Source organism: Dyadobacter soli, assembly GCF_900101885.1.
Taxonomy (GTDB): Bacteria; Bacteroidota; Bacteroidia; order Cytophagales; family Spirosomataceae; genus Dyadobacter; species Dyadobacter soli.
Genome location: NZ_FNAN01000024.1, coordinates 115752 through 136247 on the forward strand (window position 1 = coordinate 115752; position 20496 = coordinate 136247).

General features: G+C 51.1%; 21 protein-coding genes. 18 read left to right on the forward strand and 3 right to left on the reverse strand.

Features of this window, described 5'->3' with window-relative positions:
- The first annotated feature begins 3 nt into the window (after nucleotides 1-3).
- The 16 genes from BLQ88_RS31425 (at nucleotide 4) to BLQ88_RS31505 (ending at nucleotide 17224) form a co-directional block, all read left to right on the forward strand.
- Nucleotides 4-1089 (forward strand): formylglycine-generating enzyme family protein, encoded by a 1086-nt coding sequence (locus tag BLQ88_RS31425; RefSeq protein ID WP_090156982.1) that lies wholly within the window; start codon nucleotides 4-6, stop codon nucleotides 1087-1089.
- Between the two features lie 24 nt (nucleotides 1090-1113).
- Nucleotides 1114-1683, forward strand: a complete 570-nt coding sequence (locus BLQ88_RS31430; protein WP_090156983.1) for an RBBP9/YdeN family alpha/beta hydrolase — start codon at nucleotides 1114-1116, stop codon at nucleotides 1681-1683.
- 113 nt (nucleotides 1684-1796) lie between these two features.
- Nucleotides 1797-2396 carry a YceI family protein gene (locus BLQ88_RS31435; RefSeq protein WP_090157009.1) on the forward strand — a complete coding sequence of 200 codons (600 nt, stop codon included), beginning with the start codon at nucleotides 1797-1799 and terminating at the stop codon, nucleotides 2394-2396.
- 113 nt (nucleotides 2397-2509) lie between these two features.
- Nucleotides 2510-3655, forward strand: coding sequence for a beta-1,2-mannosidase (locus BLQ88_RS31440; protein ID WP_090157010.1), 1146 nt, complete (start codon nucleotides 2510-2512; stop codon nucleotides 3653-3655).
- Between the two features lie 395 nt (nucleotides 3656-4050).
- The gene (locus BLQ88_RS31445; protein WP_090157011.1) at nucleotides 4051-4788 is read left to right on the forward strand and encodes a 3-keto-disaccharide hydrolase; all 738 of its coding nucleotides are present in this window, start codon (nucleotides 4051-4053) and stop codon (nucleotides 4786-4788) included.
- Nucleotides 4789-4856: 68 nt separating this feature from the next.
- Entirely contained in the window at nucleotides 4857-5708 is an 852-nt protein-coding gene (locus BLQ88_RS31450; RefSeq protein ID WP_090156984.1) for a sugar phosphate isomerase/epimerase family protein, read from the forward strand.
- A gap of 25 nt (nucleotides 5709-5733) precedes the next feature.
- The gene (locus BLQ88_RS31455; RefSeq protein WP_090156985.1) at nucleotides 5734-6786 is read left to right on the forward strand and encodes a ThuA domain-containing protein; all 1053 of its coding nucleotides are present in this window, start codon (nucleotides 5734-5736) and stop codon (nucleotides 6784-6786) included.
- 28 nt (nucleotides 6787-6814) lie between these two features.
- The gene (locus tag BLQ88_RS31460) at nucleotides 6815-7642 is read left to right on the forward strand and encodes a sugar phosphate isomerase/epimerase family protein (protein ID WP_090156986.1); all 828 of its coding nucleotides are present in this window, start codon (nucleotides 6815-6817) and stop codon (nucleotides 7640-7642) included.
- A 160-nt stretch (nucleotides 7643-7802) separates the two neighbouring features.
- Nucleotides 7803-8615 (forward strand): alpha/beta fold hydrolase, encoded by an 813-nt coding sequence (locus BLQ88_RS31465; RefSeq protein ID WP_090156987.1) that lies wholly within the window; start codon nucleotides 7803-7805, stop codon nucleotides 8613-8615.
- 87 nt (nucleotides 8616-8702) lie between these two features.
- Entirely contained in the window at nucleotides 8703-9800 is a 1098-nt protein-coding gene (locus BLQ88_RS31470) for an aldose 1-epimerase family protein (RefSeq protein WP_090156988.1), read from the forward strand.
- A gap of 166 nt (nucleotides 9801-9966) precedes the next feature.
- The gene (locus BLQ88_RS31480; protein ID WP_090156990.1) at nucleotides 9967-11181 is read left to right on the forward strand and encodes a class I mannose-6-phosphate isomerase; all 1215 of its coding nucleotides are present in this window, start codon (nucleotides 9967-9969) and stop codon (nucleotides 11179-11181) included.
- Between the two features lie 21 nt (nucleotides 11182-11202).
- Entirely contained in the window at nucleotides 11203-12237 is a 1035-nt protein-coding gene (locus BLQ88_RS31485) for a TIM barrel protein (RefSeq protein ID WP_090156991.1), read from the forward strand.
- Nucleotides 12238-12396: 159 nt separating this feature from the next.
- Nucleotides 12397-13557 (forward strand): Gfo/Idh/MocA family protein, encoded by a 1161-nt coding sequence (locus BLQ88_RS31490; RefSeq protein WP_090156992.1) that lies wholly within the window; start codon nucleotides 12397-12399, stop codon nucleotides 13555-13557.
- A 78-nt stretch (nucleotides 13558-13635) separates the two neighbouring features.
- A complete protein-coding gene (locus BLQ88_RS31495) occupies nucleotides 13636-15138 on the forward strand; it encodes a sugar ABC transporter ATP-binding protein (RefSeq protein WP_090156993.1) in 1503 nt (500 codons plus the stop codon).
- Nucleotides 15139-15296: 158 nt separating this feature from the next.
- Nucleotides 15297-16229 (forward strand): ABC transporter permease, encoded by a 933-nt coding sequence (locus tag BLQ88_RS31500; protein ID WP_090156994.1) that lies wholly within the window; start codon nucleotides 15297-15299, stop codon nucleotides 16227-16229.
- A 53-nt stretch (nucleotides 16230-16282) separates the two neighbouring features.
- Entirely contained in the window at nucleotides 16283-17224 is a 942-nt protein-coding gene (locus BLQ88_RS31505) for a sugar ABC transporter substrate-binding protein (protein WP_090156995.1), read from the forward strand.
- Nucleotide 17225: 1 nt separating this feature from the next.
- Here the strand turns inward: BLQ88_RS31505 and BLQ88_RS36930 are convergent, their stop codons facing one another.
- Nucleotides 17226-17375, reverse strand: a complete 150-nt coding sequence (locus BLQ88_RS36930; RefSeq protein ID WP_176885169.1) for a hypothetical protein — start codon at nucleotides 17373-17375, stop codon at nucleotides 17226-17228.
- 95 nt (nucleotides 17376-17470) lie between these two features.
- On the reverse strand, nucleotides 17471-17821 hold the full coding sequence (locus BLQ88_RS31510; RefSeq protein ID WP_090156996.1) for a DUF6934 family protein: 351 nt from the start codon (nucleotides 17819-17821) through the stop codon (nucleotides 17471-17473).
- 160 nt (nucleotides 17822-17981) lie between these two features.
- Between BLQ88_RS31510 and BLQ88_RS31515 the strand changes: the two genes are divergently transcribed.
- Nucleotides 17982-19349, forward strand: coding sequence for a Gfo/Idh/MocA family protein (locus BLQ88_RS31515; protein WP_090156997.1), 1368 nt, complete (start codon nucleotides 17982-17984; stop codon nucleotides 19347-19349).
- A gap of 206 nt (nucleotides 19350-19555) precedes the next feature.
- On the forward strand, nucleotides 19556-20131 hold the full coding sequence (locus BLQ88_RS31520; protein WP_090156998.1) for a DUF4136 domain-containing protein: 576 nt from the start codon (nucleotides 19556-19558) through the stop codon (nucleotides 20129-20131).
- Between the two features lie 71 nt (nucleotides 20132-20202).
- On the opposite strand, the gene BLQ88_RS31525 is transcribed toward BLQ88_RS31520, so the two are convergent.
- The coding region (locus BLQ88_RS31525; protein ID WP_143016793.1) for a transposase at nucleotides 20203-20496 on the reverse strand (294 nt) is incomplete at its 5' end.

Here is a 20496-nt window from a genome sequence, read left to right on the forward strand (position 1 = left end):
AATATGAATTTTTCAATCAAAGGATTTTGCGGGTTAATGGGCGTGGCTGCCATCACGCTATGGAGCTGCGGCAGCAAGCAAACCGCCGAGGATAAGCGCAAAGCCGACAGCCTCGCCGCCTGCATTGCCGACGGAATGCCATCCCGGGCGTCCGCGATCCATAATGCAAGCCTGGTAACGGAAGGCGCCGGCGACAGCACCGGAATGGTGTGGATTCCGGGTGGCAAGTTCGTCATGGGTGCCGACGAATTCCCCGACTCCCGCCCGATGCACGAGGTGACCGTAAATGGCTATTATATAGATGCGCACGAAGTTACCAATGCCGAGTTCGACGCATTTGTAAAAGCGACTAACTATAAAACCGTTGCTGAACGTCCATTGAATCCGGCCGATTATCCTGGCGTGCCGGCCGATAAGCTGGTACCAGGCTCGGCGGTGTTCACGCCTACGCCTGCACGTGTGAGCCTGGATAACCCGCTGCAATGGTGGAATTACGTCCCGGGTGCCAACTGGGCGCATCCCGAAGGGCCTTCCAGTTCGACTAAGGGTCGCGAAAACTATCCGGTTGTGCACGTGTCTTACGAGGATGCGGCCGCTTATGCTAAATGGGCCGGCAAAAGGCTTCCTACCGAAGCGGAATGGGAATTTGCTGCGCAAGGCGGCAAAGGAAATCACACCTATTACTGGGGCGATCAACTAAAACCCGGCGGCAAATGGGTGGCGAACATTTACCAGGGCAGCTTTCCCGACAAGAATACCAAGGAAGATGGCTATCTTACCGCGGCGCCTATTAAATCCTTCCCTGCTAATCCATACGGTTTGTATGATATGGACGGCAATGTGTGGGAATGGTGCGAGGACCTTTATCGGCCGGATTATTATCAAAAAAGCCCGGCTGCTAACCCGAAAGGGCCATCCGATAGCTATGACCCGGATGAACCCGGTGCCGTGAAACGCGTCCAGCGCGGCGGTTCATTCCTTTGCAGCGACGATTATTGCATTCGTTACAAAGCAGGCAGCCGCGGCAAAGGTGAAGTGACCAGCGGAAGCAACAACCTCGGTTTTCGCTGTGTAATGGATAAAAAATGATTTGAGTACCAAACCGATAATATCATGAGTGTGCGCTTTCTGACCGTACCAGGACTTGCGAGCTCCGGCCCGCAGCATTGGCAGACCATCTGGGAAGAGCAATATCCCGACCGTTTCGAACGCGTGCAGCAGGTGAACTGGGACTGGCCTGTGAAAGAGGAATGGGTAGCGCAGCTGCAAAAGCAGATCAGCGAGCTTACCGAGCCGACCATCCTCGTCGCGCATAGCCTGGGCTGCATTACCGTGGCGCATTGGGCGCAGGAGTTTAGTTCGGAGTTGATTAAAGGCGCATTACTGGTAGCGCCGGCGGATGCGGAGCTGTCGAAGCGGTTGAATTTCGTGGTCGGCTTCACGCCCATACCCGTGCGCACGATCCCTTTCAAAACGATCGTGGTGGCGAGCACGAACGATATTTACGCGACCATAGGCCGGTCGAAAGTATTTGCCGCGAACTGGGGGAGCGATTTTATTAATGTGGGTAAAAAAGGCCATATCAATGCCGTTTCGGGGCTGGAAGACTGGGTTGACGGCAAGAAGATATTGGAGCATTTCGACGGCGTGAAATTGCTGGAAGGCGAAGCAACGCGTTCCTGAGAAACGGCGTATGGGATTGTTAAAGCCTGTTAATGATTTGTTAAGTGCTTTTTATTCTTTATATCTTTCAAAACAGTTCTACACTTTAAACGATTGAAATTATTATGAAAAAAATGTTTGTACTCGCAGCGGCAGGTTTGCTTTTCAATGTTGCTGCTATTGCCGACGGTCCCGGAAAGAATGCTGCTGACAAGACTTTGAAGGTTGATCCCAAAGCCAGCACAGTAAACTGGGGCGCTAAGAAAGTGACCGGAACGCATGCCGGAACTGTGCCTCTGGAAAGCGGAACACTCATCGTTGATAACGACAAACTCAAAGGAGGAAGCTTTGTGGCCGACATCAAATCACTCGTTGTGACGGATGTTACCGATAAGGAAATGAATGGAAAACTGACCAATCACCTCAAAAGCGACGACTTCTTCTCGGTTGAAAAACACCCGCAGGCGAAATTGGTAATCGCTACCGTGACACCGAAAGGCGGCAATGCTTACGATGTAACAGGCAAGCTCACGATCAAAGGCATTACCCAGGATGTGAAATTCCCTGCAACTGTGACGGCTGACGCCAAAAAGGTGACTGCCAATGCAAAAGTAGCGATCGATCGGACGAAATACGACATCAAATTCCGCTCGACGAACTTCTTCGAAAACCTTGGCGACAAGGCGATCGACAACGATTTTACACTCGACGTAAATCTGGTAGCGAACAAATAATCAGCGATTATTTAAAAGATATGAAATCCGGTTTGAGCGATCAGACCGGATTTTTTATTGCCGGTGAGAGCCTTATATTTGAAAAATGTGATTTGAAAACTGAAACAAAATCTATGAAAAATTTTATCGCCGGCCTCGCTATATGCACGTCGATGATGGCCGGACAGGCATTTGCCCAAACCGAAAACAAACTCCCGGAATGGGCCTTCGGCGGTTTCAAGCGACCTGCCGGTGTGAACCCGGTTATTTCTCCCGATAGTACGACCCGTTTTTTCTGTCCCATGAACAAGCGCGAGGTCGATTGGGAATCCAATGATACCTTCAATCCCGCCGCGACGATGAAAAACGGCAAAATCGTAGTCCTCTACCGCGCCGAAGACAAAGCCGGCAAGGCGATCGGAATGCGGACATCGCGGCTGGGATATGCCGAAAGCGAGGATGGTGTCCATTTCAAAAGAAGGAAAGAGCCGGTACTATTCCCTGCAGAAGACAGCCAGAAAGCCAACGAGTGGCCCGGCGGCTGTGAAGACCCGCGCATAGCAGTCACCGAGGACGGTTTGTACGTAGTCATTTATACGCAATGGAATAAGGACAAAGCGCGCCTCGGCGTGGCCACTTCCCGTGATTTGCTCAAATGGGACAAGCAAGGCCCGGCATTTCAAAAGGCTTACAGCGGTAAATTCAACAATATCTGGACTAAATCGGGCTCCATTCTCACCAAACTGGTGGGAGACAAGCAGGTTATTGCAAAAGTGAACGGTAAATACTGGCTCTATTTCGGCGAAGCAAATGTCAACATCGCTACTTCCACCGACCTCGTCAACTGGGAACCCGTGGTAGATAGCAAGGGCGATCTCATTAACCTCATTTCCCCCAGAAAGGGCTACTTCGACAGCAACCTCACCGAATGCGGCCCGCCGGCCATCCTGACCGACAAAGGCATTGTTTTACTTTACAATGGTAAAAACGATAAGGGCGAAGACGGCGACAAGCGCTTTACGCCCAACAGCTACTGCGCCGGACAAGTGCTGTTCGACAAAAACGATCCTACCAAAGTCCTCGCCCGCCTCGACACGCCGTTCTTTCGCCCGATGGAGCCGTTTGAAAAAAGTGGTCAATATGTAGCGGGGACGGTTTTCATTGAAGGGATGGTGTATTATAAAAAGAAATGGCTGCTTTACTACGGCTGCGCCGATTCGCGCGTGGGCGTGGCTGTGTATGATCCTGCGAAAAAAGTAAGCGGCGATCCGATTCCATAACGATGGTACGAAGCTCCGGCTTCGTACACACTATTTGCAGGCCTCCGGCCGGTCGGAACCGCAGGAAATGCCATCGTTTGCGAAATCGGAGCAGGAACTCCGTAAATAAGAAGTCACGAAGCAAGCTTCGCGCCAGCCTCCGCAGTAACGATAGCATTGTGCATGGCAGAGCAGGAGCTCTGCAAATAGCGAGCACGAAGCAAGAGCTTCGCGCCATTAGCAGGTTAGTACAGGATAGTGCATCAGATATTTTTAGGAATTTTTGGATATTAATTTCTGCTTTTTTAAGAGGGGTTAATGTCCGGATTGCCCTTGCAGTAAGGGAAGTCGGTTATTCAGGAGTCACTAAACCTATAAATGCGATCAAAATGAGTTTCAGATTTATCAAGGCCGGAATGCTCCTGGCCGCCGTGATGACCCTCACCAGCCAGGTCGACACTTTTGCCCAAAAAGCCGAAAAAGGCTTTAAATCCATTTTCGATGGAAAAACACTCAAAGGCTGGGACGGCGATCCGAAATACTGGCGCGTAGAAAACGGCTCGCTCGTGGGTGAAATCACTCCTGAAACGCTTCTGAAAACCAACTCATTTATCATCTGGCGCGGCGGCGAACCCGGCGATTTCGAGCTGAAAGGTTCATTTAAAATTGCAGCCGCAGGAAACTCTGGTATCAATTATCGTAGCGAGCAGCTCACCGACGTGCCTTTTGCATTGAAAGGCTACCAGGCCGATATCGACGGTAAAAACAACTACACCGGCCAGAATTACGAAGAACGCAAGCGCACCACATTGGCTTACCGCGGCCAGAAAACGGTGATCAAGGAATACACCGGTGAAAAAACACCGGAAGGCGTCCGTAAAAACGTGGCCAAGAATGCCTGGACGGGTTTTGAAGTCGTCGGCTCGCTCGGTTCTTCCGATTCTTTGAAAACTTTGATCAAAAGCGAAGAATGGAATACTTTCCACCTCGTGGTGAAAGGCAATCACCTGCAACACTACATTAATGACGTCCTGATGAGCGATGTTACCGACAACGACACGGTAAATGGCGCAAAAAAAGGACTTTTAGGCGTACAGGTACACGTAGGCCCGCCTATGAAAGTGGAATACAAAGACCTGCGCATCAAACAATAATAGTTCACCAAGCATCGGCGGTCGACGGTCAGTCGTCGGCTGTTAAAGATCGGCTTAAAGCATTCATAATGAATAAAATCGGATTTAATGTGCTGGCCTGGACGGCGGCGGTTTCGGATGACCTTTTCCCGATTATCGAAAGACTGAAAACGATTGGATACGACGGCGTCGAGTTCTATTTGGGCCCTCAGGAAGCAGCGGCTTACCAGCGGATGGGCAGTTTTGTGAAGGACCTGGGCCTGGAAACCACCGCGGTAATGACGCTCGGTGCCGACGAAAACCCGGTAAGCGAGTCAGCGGAAGTTCGCCAAAGAGGTCTGGACAAAATCAAATGGGCGGTGGACCGTGCGCATGACCTCGGCTCGAAAGTCATTTGCGGGCCGTTCCACTCGGCGCATACCATTTTTGTGAACCGTCCGGCCGAAGACCGTGAATATGCTTTGGCGGGTGAGGTACTGAATGCCGCTGCCGATTACGCCGCGCAGGCCAATATTACATTCGCATTGGAGGCGCTTAACCGGTTTGAATGCTACTTGTGCAACACCATGGAGCAGTTGCTCAAACTCGTAAAAGCCGCCGATCATCCGAATGTGCGGGCGATGTTCGATACGCACCATTCCAATATCGAAGAGAAAAGCTACCTGGGCGGCTTGCAGACCATCGCGCCCGTGCTCGCACACGTGCACATCAGCGAGAACGACCGCGGTACGCCGGGGACGGGCCAGGTGAAATGGGACGATGCATTCGCGGCGCTGGCGGCCATCAAATATGACGGCTGGCTGACAATCGAAGCATTCTCGCGTAACGATCCGGGCTTTGCGAATGCGATCGGCGTTTGGCGGGAGTTCAACGAGCCGTGGGACATTGCCGAGAACGGCTACAAATTCATCCGCGAAATGGGCCTGAAACACGGGCTCTGATAAACACCTTTTTCAGTCCGGGTTTATGAAGAATCTATTGAAATCAATGCTGGCGCTCGGCATTGCCCTGATCACTTTCGCCTCCAGGGCGCAGGACGATCCAGCGAAACACCGCGTGGTATACAAAGGCGATAAGGGGCCGGGTGTAGGTAAAAATATCGTTTTCATTGCCACCGACCACGAATACCGCGGCGAAGAATCGCTGCCGGCGCTCGCACGCATTATGGCCAAGCGCTACGGATTCACGTGCACGGTCGTATACGCGCTCGATTCCAATGGCTACATTTACCCGGGCAGTTCCAATGTAAAAGGCCTCGACGTGCTCGACAAAGCCGACCTGATGGTGCTCTTCATGCGTTTCGCGCATTTTGAGGACAAGGAAATGCAGCATTTCGAGAACTACCTCAAACGCGGCGGTCCAATCGTAGCATTCCGTACTTCTACCCACGCATTTGAAATTAAAAACGACCCGAAATGGGAGCGTTACACCTGGAACTACAAAGGCTCCAAAACCGAATGGAAAGACGGTTTTGGGGAGCATATCCTGGGTGAAACCTGGGTATCGCATTACGGTACGAACCACAAGCAGTCGTCGAAAATCATCATCGACGAGGCGCAAAAGAACCACGCGATTATGCGCGGTGTGAAAGATATGTGGGCGCAATCCGGCGGTTACACAGCCGCTCCGAAAGGAACCGTGCTCGCAAAAGGCCAGGTACTGAACGGTATGACGGCCGATTCGCCCGCCGATCCGACGAAGGAGCCGTTACCCGTTGCGTGGATCAGGGATTATCAGATGGAAGGCGGCAAAAAAGGCCGTGCATTTACCACTACCCACGGCGCGTCCGAGGATTTGCTCAATGAAGGTTTCAGAAGAATGATCGTGAATGCGATGTTCTGGGGGTTAGGTCTTGAAAAGGATATCAAACCCAATAACGACATTGCATTTGTAGGGCCTTACAAGCCTACCACATTCAATTTCAGCGGTTATAAAGCGAATGTGAAACCATCCGATTTAGCGGGTTGGGATTCGCTGATCATGCCGGGCGAGGTATTGAAGAAGAAGAAGTCGAAGTGATTTTTATATAATTGAAAATAAACTTTTAATGTCTCAGCAACTTCCATTCCGCTTTGGGTCAGAGGTTTACACCTGGTTCATGAGCAACAGCGGCCAAACACACCAGGGCCGGTTAGGACACATGATTGAAGTGATCGCGAAAGCGGGTTTTACCGGTATCCAACCGATTTTTACCTGGATGGGCGACCTCCAAGACCCGGATCTGCTCGAAGCCAAACTCAAAGAGCAGGGTATCGAACTTGCCGCATTGGCCCTCGCACTGGACTGGAACGAAGCCGAAGAAACCGAACGCGAACGCGAAGTAGCCGACCATGCCATCCGCGTACTGCAACGCTTCCCGGGAGCCGTGCTCAACACGGTACAAATCCCGACCGGCCGACATAACCTCGAAGAACGCCAGCAACGCCTGATCAACATTGTCAACACGGTATCGCGCCGCGCCGCCGACAAAGGCGTGCCGTGCAGCTACCACCCCAACTCCCCGCATTCATCCATTATACGCACCGAAGAAGATTACAAAATCGTATTCGGAGGTCTGGACGCATCGGTAACCGGCTGGACGCCCGATGTAGGCCACATTATCAACGGCGGCATGGACCCGCTCGCGAAAATGAAGGAATACCAGTCGCTCATCAATCACGTGCATTACAAAGACTGGAACGGCGACCCTGAATTTACATTGATGGGCAAAGGCAAAGTAGACCTGCTCGGCGTGACCCAATGGCTCAAAGACATTAATTACACCGGCTGGATCATCTGCGAAGACGAAGGCGAAGAAGCCCTCGAAGACCCCGATTTCGTGACATTGCACGATGGAAAGTGGATTCAGGAGGATTTGATACCGGCGTTGAAGTGAATTTGACCGCCGACGGCCGACCGCGGACCGCCGACCGGTTGTGTTGCAATGGAACGCATTCAAAAAATCCAAACAATAAATCGGCGGTCGGCCGTCAGCGGTCGGCGGTCAAAAAGAGATATCAAAACAATTCCCGATAAGCAACCAAGCATCCCAACCCATGCCCACAATTAAGTCCAACGGTATCAACTTTTACTACGAAGAACGCGGTTCCGGCGAGCCATTGCTGCTCATTATGGGCATTACCGCGCCGGGAGCGGTGTGGAATGTGCATGTGGCCGATTGGAAGCACCATTTCCGGTGCATTATCGGCGATAACCGCGGCGTAGGACTGACGGACAAACCCGCCGGGCCTTATTCGACGGAGCAAATGGCAGACGATTATGCCGGTTTGCTCGATTCCCTGGGTTTGGAAAATGTAAATGTGATCGGCTGCTCGATGGGTAGCACCATAGCGCAGCAGCTCGCGATCCGGCATCCGGAAAAAGTGAAATCGCTCGTGCTGATGTGCCCCTGGGCGCGTTGCGACAATTACGCAAAAGGCCTTTTCCAGCATATTATGAATGCCAAGGCGCGGTTCCGACCGGAGGAGTTCAGCTTATACATTCAATTGCTGATCTTCTCGAAATCGTCGTGGGACGACGCAAAGCAGCACGAAGACCTTGAAAACGGTCGGCGGATCGATGCATTCAATCCGTTCCCGCAGCCGTTGCATGGGCTGGAAGGGCAGGCTGCGGCTTGCATTAATCATAATGCATTACCCGATTTAGGAAAAATCAATGTGCCTACGCTGGTGATAGGAGGCAAAGAGGACATTTTTACGCCGGTATGGATGGCCGAAGAGGTCGCCAACGGCATTCCCGGTGCCGAGTTATTCCTGTACGACAAGCTCGGTCACGCATTCCATTTTGAAAATACAGAAGATTTTAATGCAAGGATAAGGAACTGGCTGACGAGCGTTCCGGTAGCCTGATCCCGCATTTTTTGAGTTAAAAGCATTAAAGCGAGGCATTTTGCGCCTTTTTTAGGTTTAGATAATTACGGGTTTAATTAAGATATAATGGAGATCGGCAATTCGAAAGGCATTGAACAGCATGCAGAAGACTGGAAGACCAAGGTATCGAACCATGTGCAAGTAGGCGGTATCGAAACTTCCGTGCTGGATAATGGCGCTGGTCGTGGTACCCGCATTGCGTGGATCAATACCGGCGGTGGCCTGCGCTTCAAAGTGGTGATCGACCGCGCGATGGACATTGCCGAGGCGTTCTACAACCAGCATAGCCTGGCGTGGATCAGTCACGGCGGCATTACTTCGCCGCAACCGTTTTCGGACAAAGGCATCGACTGGCTCCGTACATTCGGCGGTGGCCTGCTTACCACCTGCGGCCTCTCGCATGCGGGGGGACCCGAGTCGGACCTATTCGGCGATCGCGGCCTGCACGGCCTCATCGGTAATCAGCCTGCCGAGATCATTTCCATCGTCCAGCCTGATTTGCGCGCCGGAAAATATGACATGAGCATAACCGGCATTATCCGCGAAACGCGCCCTTTCGGGCCGAGTCTGGAACTGAAAAGAACCATTTCGGCCACATTAGGCGAAGCGAAACTGCGCATTCACGACGAAGTGATCAACAAAGCCAACACTGCTGCACCGCATATGCTGCTGTACCATTTCAACTTCGGCTGGCCGATCGTAGACGAGGGTACGGACATTCTCTGGAACGGGCAATGGCATCCACGCCACGGTGAGGAAAACGCGAAGATTTTCAAAGAAGGTAATGCATTCAAAAAAGCACCTGCACCTTTGGAATCACACCTCGGCAGCGGAGAGGAAGTTGCATTGATCGATGTAGACGCAGATATTTTCGGCGATAGCATTTGTGGATTACATAATGAAAAGCTGGGTGTGGCTGTCGCATTGAAATTTAAAAAGGAACAACTACCCTGGCTCGCCAACTGGCAGCATTGGGGCAAAGGCGAATATGTTACTGGCATCGAGCCAAGTACGCACCCGCTATCGGGGCAAGCCAAGGCGCGGGAGGACGGGACATTGATTTTCCTTCAACCCGAAGAAACACGGGAGTACGACCTCGAACTGAGCATCTTGACCGCGAAAGAGGAGATCGAGGATTTTGAATTGAAAGTGAATGTATCGTAATGTTTGTAACAATTCTCACGGTGCGCTGCACCTACAAATCTTACGGTGCTCTGCACCAAGGCGAAATCACGAAGGTGCAGCGCACCGCAACAATTGTAAACAAAAGTAAAAACCGGTGCATCGCACCAATATTTGTACCAAAAACCAATTCTTTAATACAAAAACAATGGGACTTTCAAGTATAGCTGAGAAGGCGTTGGAGCAGGGAAAAGGCATTTTGCGTCTGGCGCCGACATGGGTGCCGCGTTCGTTTTGCGTTCCCGGCCGCAGGATCAAATTGCACCCCGACGATTATTACATACTCGGTGGTGAGCGTGGTGGTATCGATGAGCGTTGGTTGTCGTCCACAACTCCTGCGGAAAACGGGCCGCTTACAGGCGAAAATGAAGGTTTGAGCCAGATAGTTCTGGAAGATGAATCAGGAGTACAGAAAGTGACATTGCGCGACGCGGTAGCAGAGCTGAAAGGTCAGATCATTGGCGACAGACTTTGGGATCAATACAAAAGCTGGCCGATGTACTCCAAGTTTTTTGACAACATGGGGCCGCTCCCGCACCACATTCACCACAGAGACGAGCACGCCGCGATGGTGGGCCAGAACGGAAAGCCGGAAGCTTATTATTTCCCGCCTCAGCTGAACAACCACGGCGGTGATTTCCCATACACATTCATTGGTATCGCTCCCGGTACTACCAAAGAGCAGATCAAAGAGTGTTTGATGAACTTCACCAAGGGTGACAACAAGATTACCAACTACTCGCAGGCGTTTCGTCTTGAACCGGGCACAGGCTGGGATGTTCCTCCTGGCATGTTGCACGCGCCGGGCAGCTTGTGCACTTACGAGCCTCAGAAAGCATCGGATATTTTTGCAATGTATCAATCGCTTGTCAACGAGGCTGTTATTCCGGAAGAATTGCTCTGGAAAGGCACGCCGAAAGACAGAATCGGTGATTACGACCTGTTGATGGAAGTGATCGACTGGGATTTGAATGTGAATCCTAATCTGATGGAAAAGCACTTCATGCGCCCGAAACCGGTAAAAGATGTGGCCGAGATGGAAGCAGAGGGATACAGCGAAAACTGGATTTGCTATAAAAACGAGGCTTACAGCGCTAAGGAACTGACCGTTTTCCCGGGACAAACTGTAACCATCAAAGACGGCGGTGCATACGGAATGATCGTAATGCAGGGCCACGGCAAATTCGGTGTGTGGGATATCGAAACCCCTGCATTGATCCGCTACGGGCAGCTGACCAACGACGAATATTTCGTAACCGAAGCTGCTGCAATCGAAGGTGTTACAATCACCAACTCTTCGAAAAATGACCCGATTGTGATTTTGAAACACTTCGGTCCGGGTAACCCTGATTTAGTATTGTAAAAAACTAAAATTCCTCAAACCATGCCTGAAAATAATTTCCCCAAGCTCCACAATGCCACCTGGCCTGGCATCGTAGGTAAAGGTTCTGATTCAGAGCCGATTATTCCTTTTGATACATTGCTCGAAAAAACCGCCGCTGCGGAAGTGGATGGCGTAAAATTCGATGGCGTCGATATTGGCTTGTTCGACGAGCATATCGGCGAATATTTGAATGCAGCCGACGGCGGCAAACGCCTGGCCGACAAGCTGGCAGGCTATAACCTGGAAGCCGGAAGCCTTGTAGCGAACGTGTGGGCGGGATCGGCATTGGGTACCAAAGATGCCCGCGACACATTTGTGGAGCAGGTGCGTAAGGCATGCGAGTTCGGCAAGCAGCTCCGCGACGCCGGTGTGCGCCAGGGTGGTGTGATCCGTATCGACTCGGCTGCTTCGCCGGAAGCATGGTCGGCTGATCCGAAAGGCAATACCAAGCAAATCGCGGAAACTTTCCGCCGTGCTGCCGACGTGGCTGCTGATTTCGGTGAAAGACTGGCTGCCGAAGGCGAGATCTGCTGGGGCGGTATGCACAGCTGGAAAGCGATGATCGATACGCTCGAAGCAACGGACCGCCCAAATGTAGGTTTCCAGGCTGATATGTCGCATACATTCCTTTATCTGCTGGGATACAATGCGCCGGAAGACCGCATTCTGCCGGCCGATTTCCAATGGGACGACCGCGCGACTTTGGATGAAGCATTCAAAAAAATGACCGCCGCGCTGCGCCCCTGGACGATCGATTTCCACGTAGCACAAAACGACGGAACCGTTCACGGCACCGGCTCGCACGATAAAACCGGCCGCCACTGCCTCGCTACCGATCCAAACGGCAAGCTCGACATCGTACACCACGCCGGTTTCTGGCTCCGCGACGACAAAGGCGAACTTACCCGCGCATTCCGTCACATTTGCTGGGACGGCTGTATGTTCCCCAACGAGGTAATGTACAAGCAGGAAACCTGGAACGACATCCTCGCTGCGCTCGTGAAAGTGCGTAACGCGCATGGGTGGCAAGCGTAATGACCGCTGACCACTGACGGCCGACCGCCGATCGCTTGTAGTTGCCGACTGGTAAAAGTACCAAAATCGGCGGTTAGCGGTCGGCCGTCGGCGGTCAAAAATATTCCAAAAACCTAAGGCTCGAAGCAATCCGCTGGAAGCCCCAACCAACAAAACCTTATGTCTGAAAAAAAGCAAATTCGCGTTGCCCTGATCGGTTCCGGTTTGATGGGCCGCACGCATACCAATGGTTATAAAAGAATCGGGGACTTTTTCCCTGAGCTCGAATATCGTCCTGTTTTGGCGGCGGTTTGTTCCCGCAACGAGGAGAAAGTGAAGGCTTTCGCCGAGCAATGGGGCTACGAATCGTACGAAACCGACTGGCGCCGGATCATCGAGCGCGACGATATCGACGCAGTGGACATTTGTACACCCAATGATACCCACGCCGAAATTGCATTGGCAGCGGCTGCAAAAGGCAAGATGATCCTTTGCGAAAAACCATTGGCGCGTACATTGGCGGAGGCCAAAACGATGGTGGACGCGATTGAAGCAGCTGGCGTTAAAAACACGGTTTGGTACAACTACCGCCGCGTGCCTGCGGTTACTTTGGCAAAGCAAATCGTGGATTCGGGTAAACTGGGCCGCATTTTCCATTACCGTGCGAACTTCCTGCAAGACTGGACTATCAGCCCGGATGTACCACAAGGCGGAACCGCTACCTGGCGCCTCGATGTGGATGCGGCAGGCTCCGGCGTAACCGGCGACTTGCTCGCGCACTGTATCGACACGGCGATGTGGATCAATGGCGGTATTAAGGATGTTTCGGCGGTGGCCGAGACTTTCATTAAAGAGCGCAAGCACGCAGGCACCGGCGAAGTACAGAAAGTAGGCATCGACGACGCTTGTATTTTCCATTGCCATTTCGACAACGGCTCATTGGGCTTGTTTGAATCGACGCGTTACGCACGCGGCCACAAGGCGCTTTATACTTTTGAAATCAATGGCGAGCATGCTTCCATTCGCTGGGATCTGCACGATTTGAACCGCCTCGAATATTTCGATCACAATGACGATTCGGTTGTCCGCGGATGGCGTTCAATCCTTGTAACCGACGGCGATCAGCCTTACATGAAGCGCTGGTGGATCCCGGGAACGAGCATTGGTTATGAGCATTCGTTCATTCACCAGGCAGCCGATTTCTTCGAAAGCCTTCAAACCGGAAAACCCTGCTCACCGACTTTCAAAGACGCTTACGAAACACAGAAAGTGTGCGAAGCGGTACTGGAATCGGCGGCTTCCAAAAGCTGGAAAGATACCGGCGTACATTGGGAAGGTTAATCCAATAATGCATTCATAATCTGAGGCTTTAACCGGATCCTACGATGGGAAGGTTAAAGCCTCAGTTTCGATACTGCTATGTCCGATTACATTCTAAGGGTTAGGGAAATCTCGAAGTCATTCTCCGGCGTGAAGGCGTTGGACAATATTCATTTTGACCTCAAAAAGGGCGAAGTACATGCCCTAATGGGTGAAAATGGGGCCGGGAAATCCACTTTCATGAAAATACTGATCGGGCTGGTGTCACCGGATTCGGGGGAAGTTTTGCTTGAAAATGAGAATCTGGTCGGAAACAATGTAAATGAGACTTTGAAAAAAGGCATTTCCATGATCCACCAGGAAATCCTGATCATTCCGGAGCTGACCGTCGCGCAGAATATTTTTCTGGGAAGGGAAAGGGAAGTTTCCGGTAAAAGCGGGTTGCTATCGGGTTGGCTGAATGATTCGGAGATTAACCAGCAGGCGGCGGCATTGCTTGATCGAATGGGGGTTAACATTGCTCCAAAGGCAAAAATGAAACATCTCAGCGTGGCGCAGATGCAAATGGTGGAGATTGCGAAAGCCATTTCGAACAATGCCAAAGTGATTATTATGGACGAGCCTACCTCGGCTATTTCGGATAAAGAAGTGGCCACTTTGTTCGGTATAATCCGCGATCTGAAAGCGCAAGGTGTGAGCATTATTTACATTTCCCACAAAATGGATGAGATATTCCGGATTTCGAACACCATTACGGTGCTCCGCGACGGGAAATACATCGGTACCAAAAGTGCGGCCGAGCTGGATCAGCATGCGTTGATTGCGATGATGGTAGGCCGGGAGATCGATCAGATGTTCCCGGAAGCGACGCAGCCTGTGGGTAAGGAAGTACTTTCGGTGCGGAACCTGGGCAGGACGGGCAAGTTTTCAGGTATCAGTTTTAATGTAAAATCCGGTGAAATACTGGGGCTGGCCGGTTTAATGGGCGCCGGGAGAACCGAAATCGCGAGGGCGATATTCGGGCTGGACAAATGGGACGAGGGAGAAATCACGGTCAAAGAATCTCCGCTTCGTGCACGTACGCCACGCGAGGCGATCGGGCGGGGAATCGGGTATGTGAGTGAAGACAGGAAAGGGCTTGGGTTTATTCCGAGAATGTCGGTGAAGGACAATATCACCCTTTCAAGCATGAGCAATCACCGCAAAGGTGGATTTATAGACACACACAGCGAACAATCGGTCACTGAAAAAATGATCGCCGATTTGAAGATCAAAACGGCCGGTACCGGTCAGCATGTAACGTATTTAAGCGGGGGAAACCAGCAGAAAGTCGTCATCGGCAAAGTACTGCTCGCGTCGCCGGAGATCATCATCCTCGACGAGCCGACGCGCGGCGTGGACGTTGGGGCAAAATTTGAAATTTATAAACTGATCCGCAGCCTCGCCGACCGGGGCATGGCGATCATCATGATATCATCGGAACTGCCGGAAATCCTGGGAATGAGCGACCGGATACTGGTCTTATCCAAAGGCAAACAAACGGCATTGCTCTCGAAGGTGGAAGCAACGCAGGAGTTGATTATGCGGTATGCGGTGGCGTGATGGTTTTGACCGCCGACGGCCGACCGCGGACCGCCGACTGCGGATCTGACGTATGGTGGATATCATAACAAAAATATTTGTCTCTCAAATGGGATCGGCGGTCGGTCGTCAGCGGTCGGCGGTCAAAACCGAACCATGTTACAGACTCGTACAAACGAATGAACAGATTCTCCAAACTAGGCCAGTACGGCATTTTTCTCGCATTCGCATTGATATGCCTGGTGCTGGCATTAAGTACGCCGAAATTTTTTACCATTTCGAACCTTTTGATCATTGGTAACCAGGTGTCGATCAATGCATTGCTGGCATTTGGTGTAACTTTTGTGATTATTACCGGCGGGATTGACCTTTCGCTCGGTTCGATGGTGGCGGTAACCGGCGTAGCTGCGGCCTCGTTCGCGCATCCGGATACTTACCCGCTTGTGGTCCCACTGCTCATCGGGCTCGGAGCCGGTTCTGCAATGGGTGCATTCAATGGGCTGGTGATTACCAAAAGCAAAGTGCCGCCATTCATCGTCACATTAGGGACAATGACTATCGGCCGCGGATTGGCATTGATTCTCAGCAAAGGAAGGCCGGTTTCGAATCTTTCGGACGAGTTCAATTTCATTGGTGGAGGGAATATCGCGGGTATCCCGTTTCCGATCATTATCCTGCTGGTCGCATTTGCAATTTGCTCCATTGTTTTAAACAAAACCATCCTCGGGCGCTACATGTATGCGGTCGGGGGGAACGAGCCCGCTGCCCGCGCGTCGGGTATACGTGTGAACCGTGTCAAAATGTGGGTATATACCATTTGCGGGTTGCTTTCTGCATTGGGAGGTATCCTGCTCACTTCCCGCATTACCACCGGTCAGCCTAATGCCGGTGCCGGTTTCGAATTGGACGCCATTGCGGCCGCCATTATCGGTGGTACCAGCACCTCGGGTGGCACCGGAACCATGACCGGCACTTTGATTGGCGCATTGCTGATTGGCGTGATCAGTAACAGCCTGGATTTGCTGAATGTGACTTCGTATTATCAGCAGGTTGTGATGGGGGTGATTATTATCGGGGCCGTGGTGCTGGATGGGTTGGGGAAGAAGGATTGATTAATATAAATAGACCGCTGACGGCCAACTGCCGATGGCATAATGACATTTTTATGAAACGTAACGTGCTTTTTGCTGCGCTTTTTGCCACAGTTCTTTTGAATAGCTGTAACCAATCATCTGATAAAGAATCCGGCTCGGATGGAGGCGACAAGCTGGTGATCGGGGCTACGATGCTGAGCATGCAGAATGAATTCATCGTGAATGTGAGCGATGCGATGGAGGCGAAGGCGAAGGAAATGGGCGTGGAACTGATCACGGTGGATGCTGAACGTTCGGCATTAAAGCAAGTGGAGCAGGTGGAAAGCTTTATCGGCCAGGGTGTCGACGCGATCATCATGAATCCCTGTGAAGTGGAAGCGAGCTCCCCGGCTGTGAAGCTGGCAATGGACGCGAAAATTCCCATTATCAATGTCAATTCCGAGACTTCCGCGAAACCTACCGCATTCGTCGGCTCCGACGACACCGAATCCGCCCGCATTGCCATGAAATACATTGCTGAAAAGCTCGGCGGCAAAGGCAATGTGCTGATGATGCACGGCTTTATGGGCCAGGCCGCACAAATCCGGCGCGACAATGGCGCGAAGGAAATCCTGAAAGCTAATCCGGGCCTCAAATTGCTTGCCGAACAGACCGGCGAATGGGACCGTGCCAAGGGAATGTCCCTCACCGAAAACTGGATCCAATCCTACGGAGATAAAATCAACGCGATCTTCGCACAGAACGATGAAATGGGTATGGGCGCCGTGAAAGCGCTGGAAGCCGCAGGTTTAAAAGGGAAAGTGTTGGTAGTCAGCGTAGACGCGATTCCTGATGCATTACAAGCTGTCAAAAAAGGAACTTTGGACGCCACCGTTTTCCAGAACGCGAAGGAGCAGGGCGGAAAAGCGATTGAAACCGCGGTGAAGGCGGCTAAGAAAGAGGCGTTTGAGAAGGAGGTGCTGATTCCTTTTCAGTTGGTGGATAAGGGGAACGTTGACAAGTTTTTGAAATAGACTACCGCTTTAATGCACGAAGCCTTTCGAGCCCGCCGCTTTCGACAAATTCCCGGGTGGCTTCCATTTTTTCTTTAAGAATCGCCTGGACCCTGGGGTCGGCAAGGACTCTTTTTTTGCGTTCTTCAAAACTCTCAACCGGTGTTTTCATCGCTGTTTAAGTTTTATAATGTAAACTTGATAGGTTTTGTTAAGCTCAAATGGCTCAACAACAGCGCCGCTGTCACCATAAATTCCGTAATACTTTTAATTATTTGAAAGCTCTTTTCCAAGAACCATCCTGTATAGACGGCTCTTGGCGGGTGTGTTACCCTGGATCTTTATCTCGGCGTAAGGGTATCGCTCCAAAAAAATACGTATACATTGCGACACAGTCGACATGACTTTTTCTAAGTCGAGATTGTTTTCCGGGGAAGCAATGTCACTTAGTTCTCCATTCGGAAGCACATCTAACAGTGCCAGATTGAAAAGCCCGTTACTGTACTGGAATTCTGTAAAAAGCACAGCTTTCCGAATTGTTTTGTTGTAGCTGACGCTCAAAAATTCAAAGTAAAGCAGATCATCGTCGGCCTGAAAAGGGTAATATTCTGACTGCATACAAACGCTGGATTGTAAGTACCATATCGAATGCAGGAAGTTGAGTTGTAAGTGTCGCAAATGTAAAATAATCTCCCCTTAAAAGTAAAACGTCCCGTTCTCCGGGCTTTTACCCTCGTATGGCATTGGCCAGTTTCCTAAAACCAATCAAAATCAACGAATGAATACTTTCAATATCAACCGCCGTAATTTCCTCCACGGGGCCACGGCTGCATTGGCACTTTCAACTTTCGGAGCGCAGGGAATGGACCTGATCAACCCTGCCAAAACATGGCGTGTGGGATTGATAGGCACGGGTTGGTATGGCAAAAGTGATCTTTTCAGATTGATTCAGGTAGCGCCGGTAGAGGTGATCGCATTGTGCGATGTAGATAAAAATCAATTGAACGAAGCAGGCAAGCTGGTGAGCCAGCGGCAGAAATCGGGTAAGACGCCCAAATTGTACGGCGATTACCAAAAAATGCTGGCCGAGAATGAAATGGACATTGTGCTCATCGGTTCGCCCGACCATTGGCACGCATTGCAGATGATCGACGCGGTGAAGGCAGGCGCACACGTGTATGTGCAGAAGCCGATCAGCGTGGATGTTCTGGAAGGGGAGGCGATGGTAGCAGCGGCCCGCAAATATAAAAAGGTAGTACAGGTAGGTACGCAGCGGAAAAGCACGCCGCATTTAATCGACGCGAAGAAAAACATTGTGGACGCAGGCCTGCTGGGGAAGATCTCGCATGTCGAAATGTGCTGCTACTACCACATGCGCGCCAATGGTAATCCGCCTGTTGAAGCCGTTCCCGACTTCCTGGATTACGAAAAATGGACCGGCCCCGCGCCCCTGCGCCCATACGACGGCTCGCCACACGTGCGCTGGTGGCGGACATTCATGGAATATGGCAACGGTATCACGGGCGATATGTGCGTACACATGTTCGACACCGTGCGCTGGATGCTCAAACTGGGCTGGCCGAAAAAAATCTCCTCGACCGGTGGTATTTATGTGCAAAAAGAAGGTAAGTCTAATATATCCGATACGCAATCGGCGATTTTCGAATACGACGGACTAAACTGCGTGTGGCAGCACCGGACCTGGGGAACGCCTAACAACCCGGATTACCCGTGGTCGTTCACGCTGTACGGCGAAAAAGGAACGCTTTGGGCAAGTACGATGGCCTACGATTTCATTCCCCAGGGCAAGGGCGAGAAGATTCACAAGGATGTTGTTTACGAAAAAGAAAAATACCCTGAGGATCTCAAAGAAGACAAAATCGAGTTGAACGCAGCGCCCGCGACACGGCTGCATATGCTCGATTTCCTGAACGCGATCGAGAAGAGTTCCAGACCGGTTGCCGACATCGAGGAAGGGCATATCTCGACAGCCAGCTGCATTTTGGCAAATCTTTCGATGAAAACGGGCCGTTCGATTGTTTATGACCCAATAAAACGCGAAATTGTCGGAGATAGAGAAGCCAATGCATTGCTGGCCCGCGCCTACCGGGCTCCTTACAAACATCCTGACTATAAGCACGTCTAGGATAGGTCATTAAAGTTCGTGGTCCCTTATATATTCCCAGTACATCGCGTCCGGTAAAACCCGGGCGCGTTTTTGTTTGCGGATTTTCAGGATTGATATATCAGTTTTAAATGTTTATAAGTTTAATAGATGTTTCGAAGGCATTTAAACCAAATCCCCTCTGAAACTGTCAGAGTAGTGTAACATAACCAAACGTTCAAAACACAATGAAAACCATAGTGAAGTTGATAAAATCCGCTGGTATGGCGGTTGTGGCGGGTGTACTCATGATGGCGTGTAGCAATGCCCTTCAAGTCAGTTACGATTACGATTCCGCGGTGAACCTTAAACAATTCAAAACGTTCAAGGTGGAGGCTGAGCATAACATGGAGCAGGACCCGTTGCTGGGCAGCGAACTGAACAGACGCCGGTTGGGTGATGCGGTGGTGGAAGTGATGGAAGCCAAGGGCTACAAACTCGATCAGCAGAACCCCGAAATCGTGGTGCGGTTCATGACCGACGTGAAGGACCGCCAGCAAGTGCGCTCCAACAATATGTACTCGCCTTACATGTGGTGGTACGGCGGAGGTAACAACATCTCGACCTACAACTACCAGGAAAGCCGTTTCATCCTGAACATCTACCAGAAAGGCACCGAGCGTATGGTATGGCAGGGATGGGCTTCCGGAAAAGTGAAGGCGCCAACCAAGAAAGAAGATCAGAATACGATGATCAAAAACACAATGGCCGACATCCTCCGTTCCTTCCCGCAAGCAACGTTGGATACTTACAGCAGGAAATAATCTTTTAGGATTTAATCCAAAAAATGCCGGACGAGAGCCCAGTCATGGTCGGAAGAAATTCCGGCCATTTTTTATGTTTTGAAAAACAGATCAGGATTTCCTCCGCAGTGGACTACGATCAGGGCAATGGCTAAGTCCCGGACCTCCATCGAAAACCTTCTTTTGGCGGTTTTGTATCCAATGTTGTTGGCTTTTTTATAGATCAACACCATCATGGCGGTAATCAGGGTCATATATAGCATGACCTGTATGCCGTTTTTGTTTAAAGAGACCAGATGACTGACATTCAATTCCTGTTTGAGGAAACGAAAGAAGATTTCTATATCCCAGCGCCGTCTGTATGCCTGGGCGATTGCTTTTGCGGG

What these genes read in the sequence shown, in the direction of transcription:
- BLQ88_RS31425 (WP_090156982.1), top strand. Translation starts at nt 4, where the DNA reads ATGAATTTTTCAATCAAAGGATTTTGCGGGTTAATGGGCGTGGCTGCC.
- BLQ88_RS31430 (WP_090156983.1), top strand. Translation starts at nt 1,114, where the DNA reads ATGAGTGTGCGCTTTCTGACCGTACCAGGACTTGCGAGCTCCGGCCCG.
- BLQ88_RS31435 (WP_090157009.1), top strand. Translation starts at nt 1,797, where the DNA reads ATGTTTGTACTCGCAGCGGCAGGTTTGCTTTTCAATGTTGCTGCTATT.
- BLQ88_RS31440 (WP_090157010.1), top strand. Translation starts at nt 2,510, where the DNA reads ATGAAAAATTTTATCGCCGGCCTCGCTATATGCACGTCGATGATGGCC.
- BLQ88_RS31445 (WP_090157011.1), top strand. Translation starts at nt 4,051, where the DNA reads ATGCTCCTGGCCGCCGTGATGACCCTCACCAGCCAGGTCGACACTTTT.
- BLQ88_RS31450 (WP_090156984.1), top strand. Translation starts at nt 4,857, where the DNA reads ATGAATAAAATCGGATTTAATGTGCTGGCCTGGACGGCGGCGGTTTCG.
- BLQ88_RS31455 (WP_090156985.1), top strand. Translation starts at nt 5,734, where the DNA reads ATGAAGAATCTATTGAAATCAATGCTGGCGCTCGGCATTGCCCTGATC.
- BLQ88_RS31460 (WP_090156986.1), top strand. Translation starts at nt 6,815, where the DNA reads ATGTCTCAGCAACTTCCATTCCGCTTTGGGTCAGAGGTTTACACCTGG.
- BLQ88_RS31465 (WP_090156987.1), top strand. Translation starts at nt 7,803, where the DNA reads ATGCCCACAATTAAGTCCAACGGTATCAACTTTTACTACGAAGAACGC.
- BLQ88_RS31470 (WP_090156988.1), top strand. Translation starts at nt 8,703, where the DNA reads ATGGAGATCGGCAATTCGAAAGGCATTGAACAGCATGCAGAAGACTGG.
- BLQ88_RS31480 (WP_090156990.1), top strand. Translation starts at nt 9,967, where the DNA reads ATGGGACTTTCAAGTATAGCTGAGAAGGCGTTGGAGCAGGGAAAAGGC.
- BLQ88_RS31485 (WP_090156991.1), top strand. Translation starts at nt 11,203, where the DNA reads ATGCCTGAAAATAATTTCCCCAAGCTCCACAATGCCACCTGGCCTGGC.
- BLQ88_RS31490 (WP_090156992.1), top strand. Translation starts at nt 12,397, where the DNA reads ATGTCTGAAAAAAAGCAAATTCGCGTTGCCCTGATCGGTTCCGGTTTG.
- BLQ88_RS31495 (WP_090156993.1), top strand. Translation starts at nt 13,636, where the DNA reads ATGTCCGATTACATTCTAAGGGTTAGGGAAATCTCGAAGTCATTCTCC.
- BLQ88_RS31500 (WP_090156994.1), top strand. Translation starts at nt 15,297, where the DNA reads ATGAACAGATTCTCCAAACTAGGCCAGTACGGCATTTTTCTCGCATTC.
- BLQ88_RS31505 (WP_090156995.1), top strand. Translation starts at nt 16,283, where the DNA reads ATGAAACGTAACGTGCTTTTTGCTGCGCTTTTTGCCACAGTTCTTTTG.
- BLQ88_RS36930 (WP_176885169.1), bottom strand. Translation starts at nt 17,375, where the DNA reads ATGAAAACACCGGTTGAGAGTTTTGAAGAACGCAAAAAAAGAGTCCTT.
- BLQ88_RS31510 (WP_090156996.1), bottom strand. Translation starts at nt 17,821, where the DNA reads ATGCAGTCAGAATATTACCCTTTTCAGGCCGACGATGATCTGCTTTAC.
- BLQ88_RS31515 (WP_090156997.1), top strand. Translation starts at nt 17,982, where the DNA reads ATGAATACTTTCAATATCAACCGCCGTAATTTCCTCCACGGGGCCACG.
- BLQ88_RS31520 (WP_090156998.1), top strand. Translation starts at nt 19,556, where the DNA reads ATGAAAACCATAGTGAAGTTGATAAAATCCGCTGGTATGGCGGTTGTG.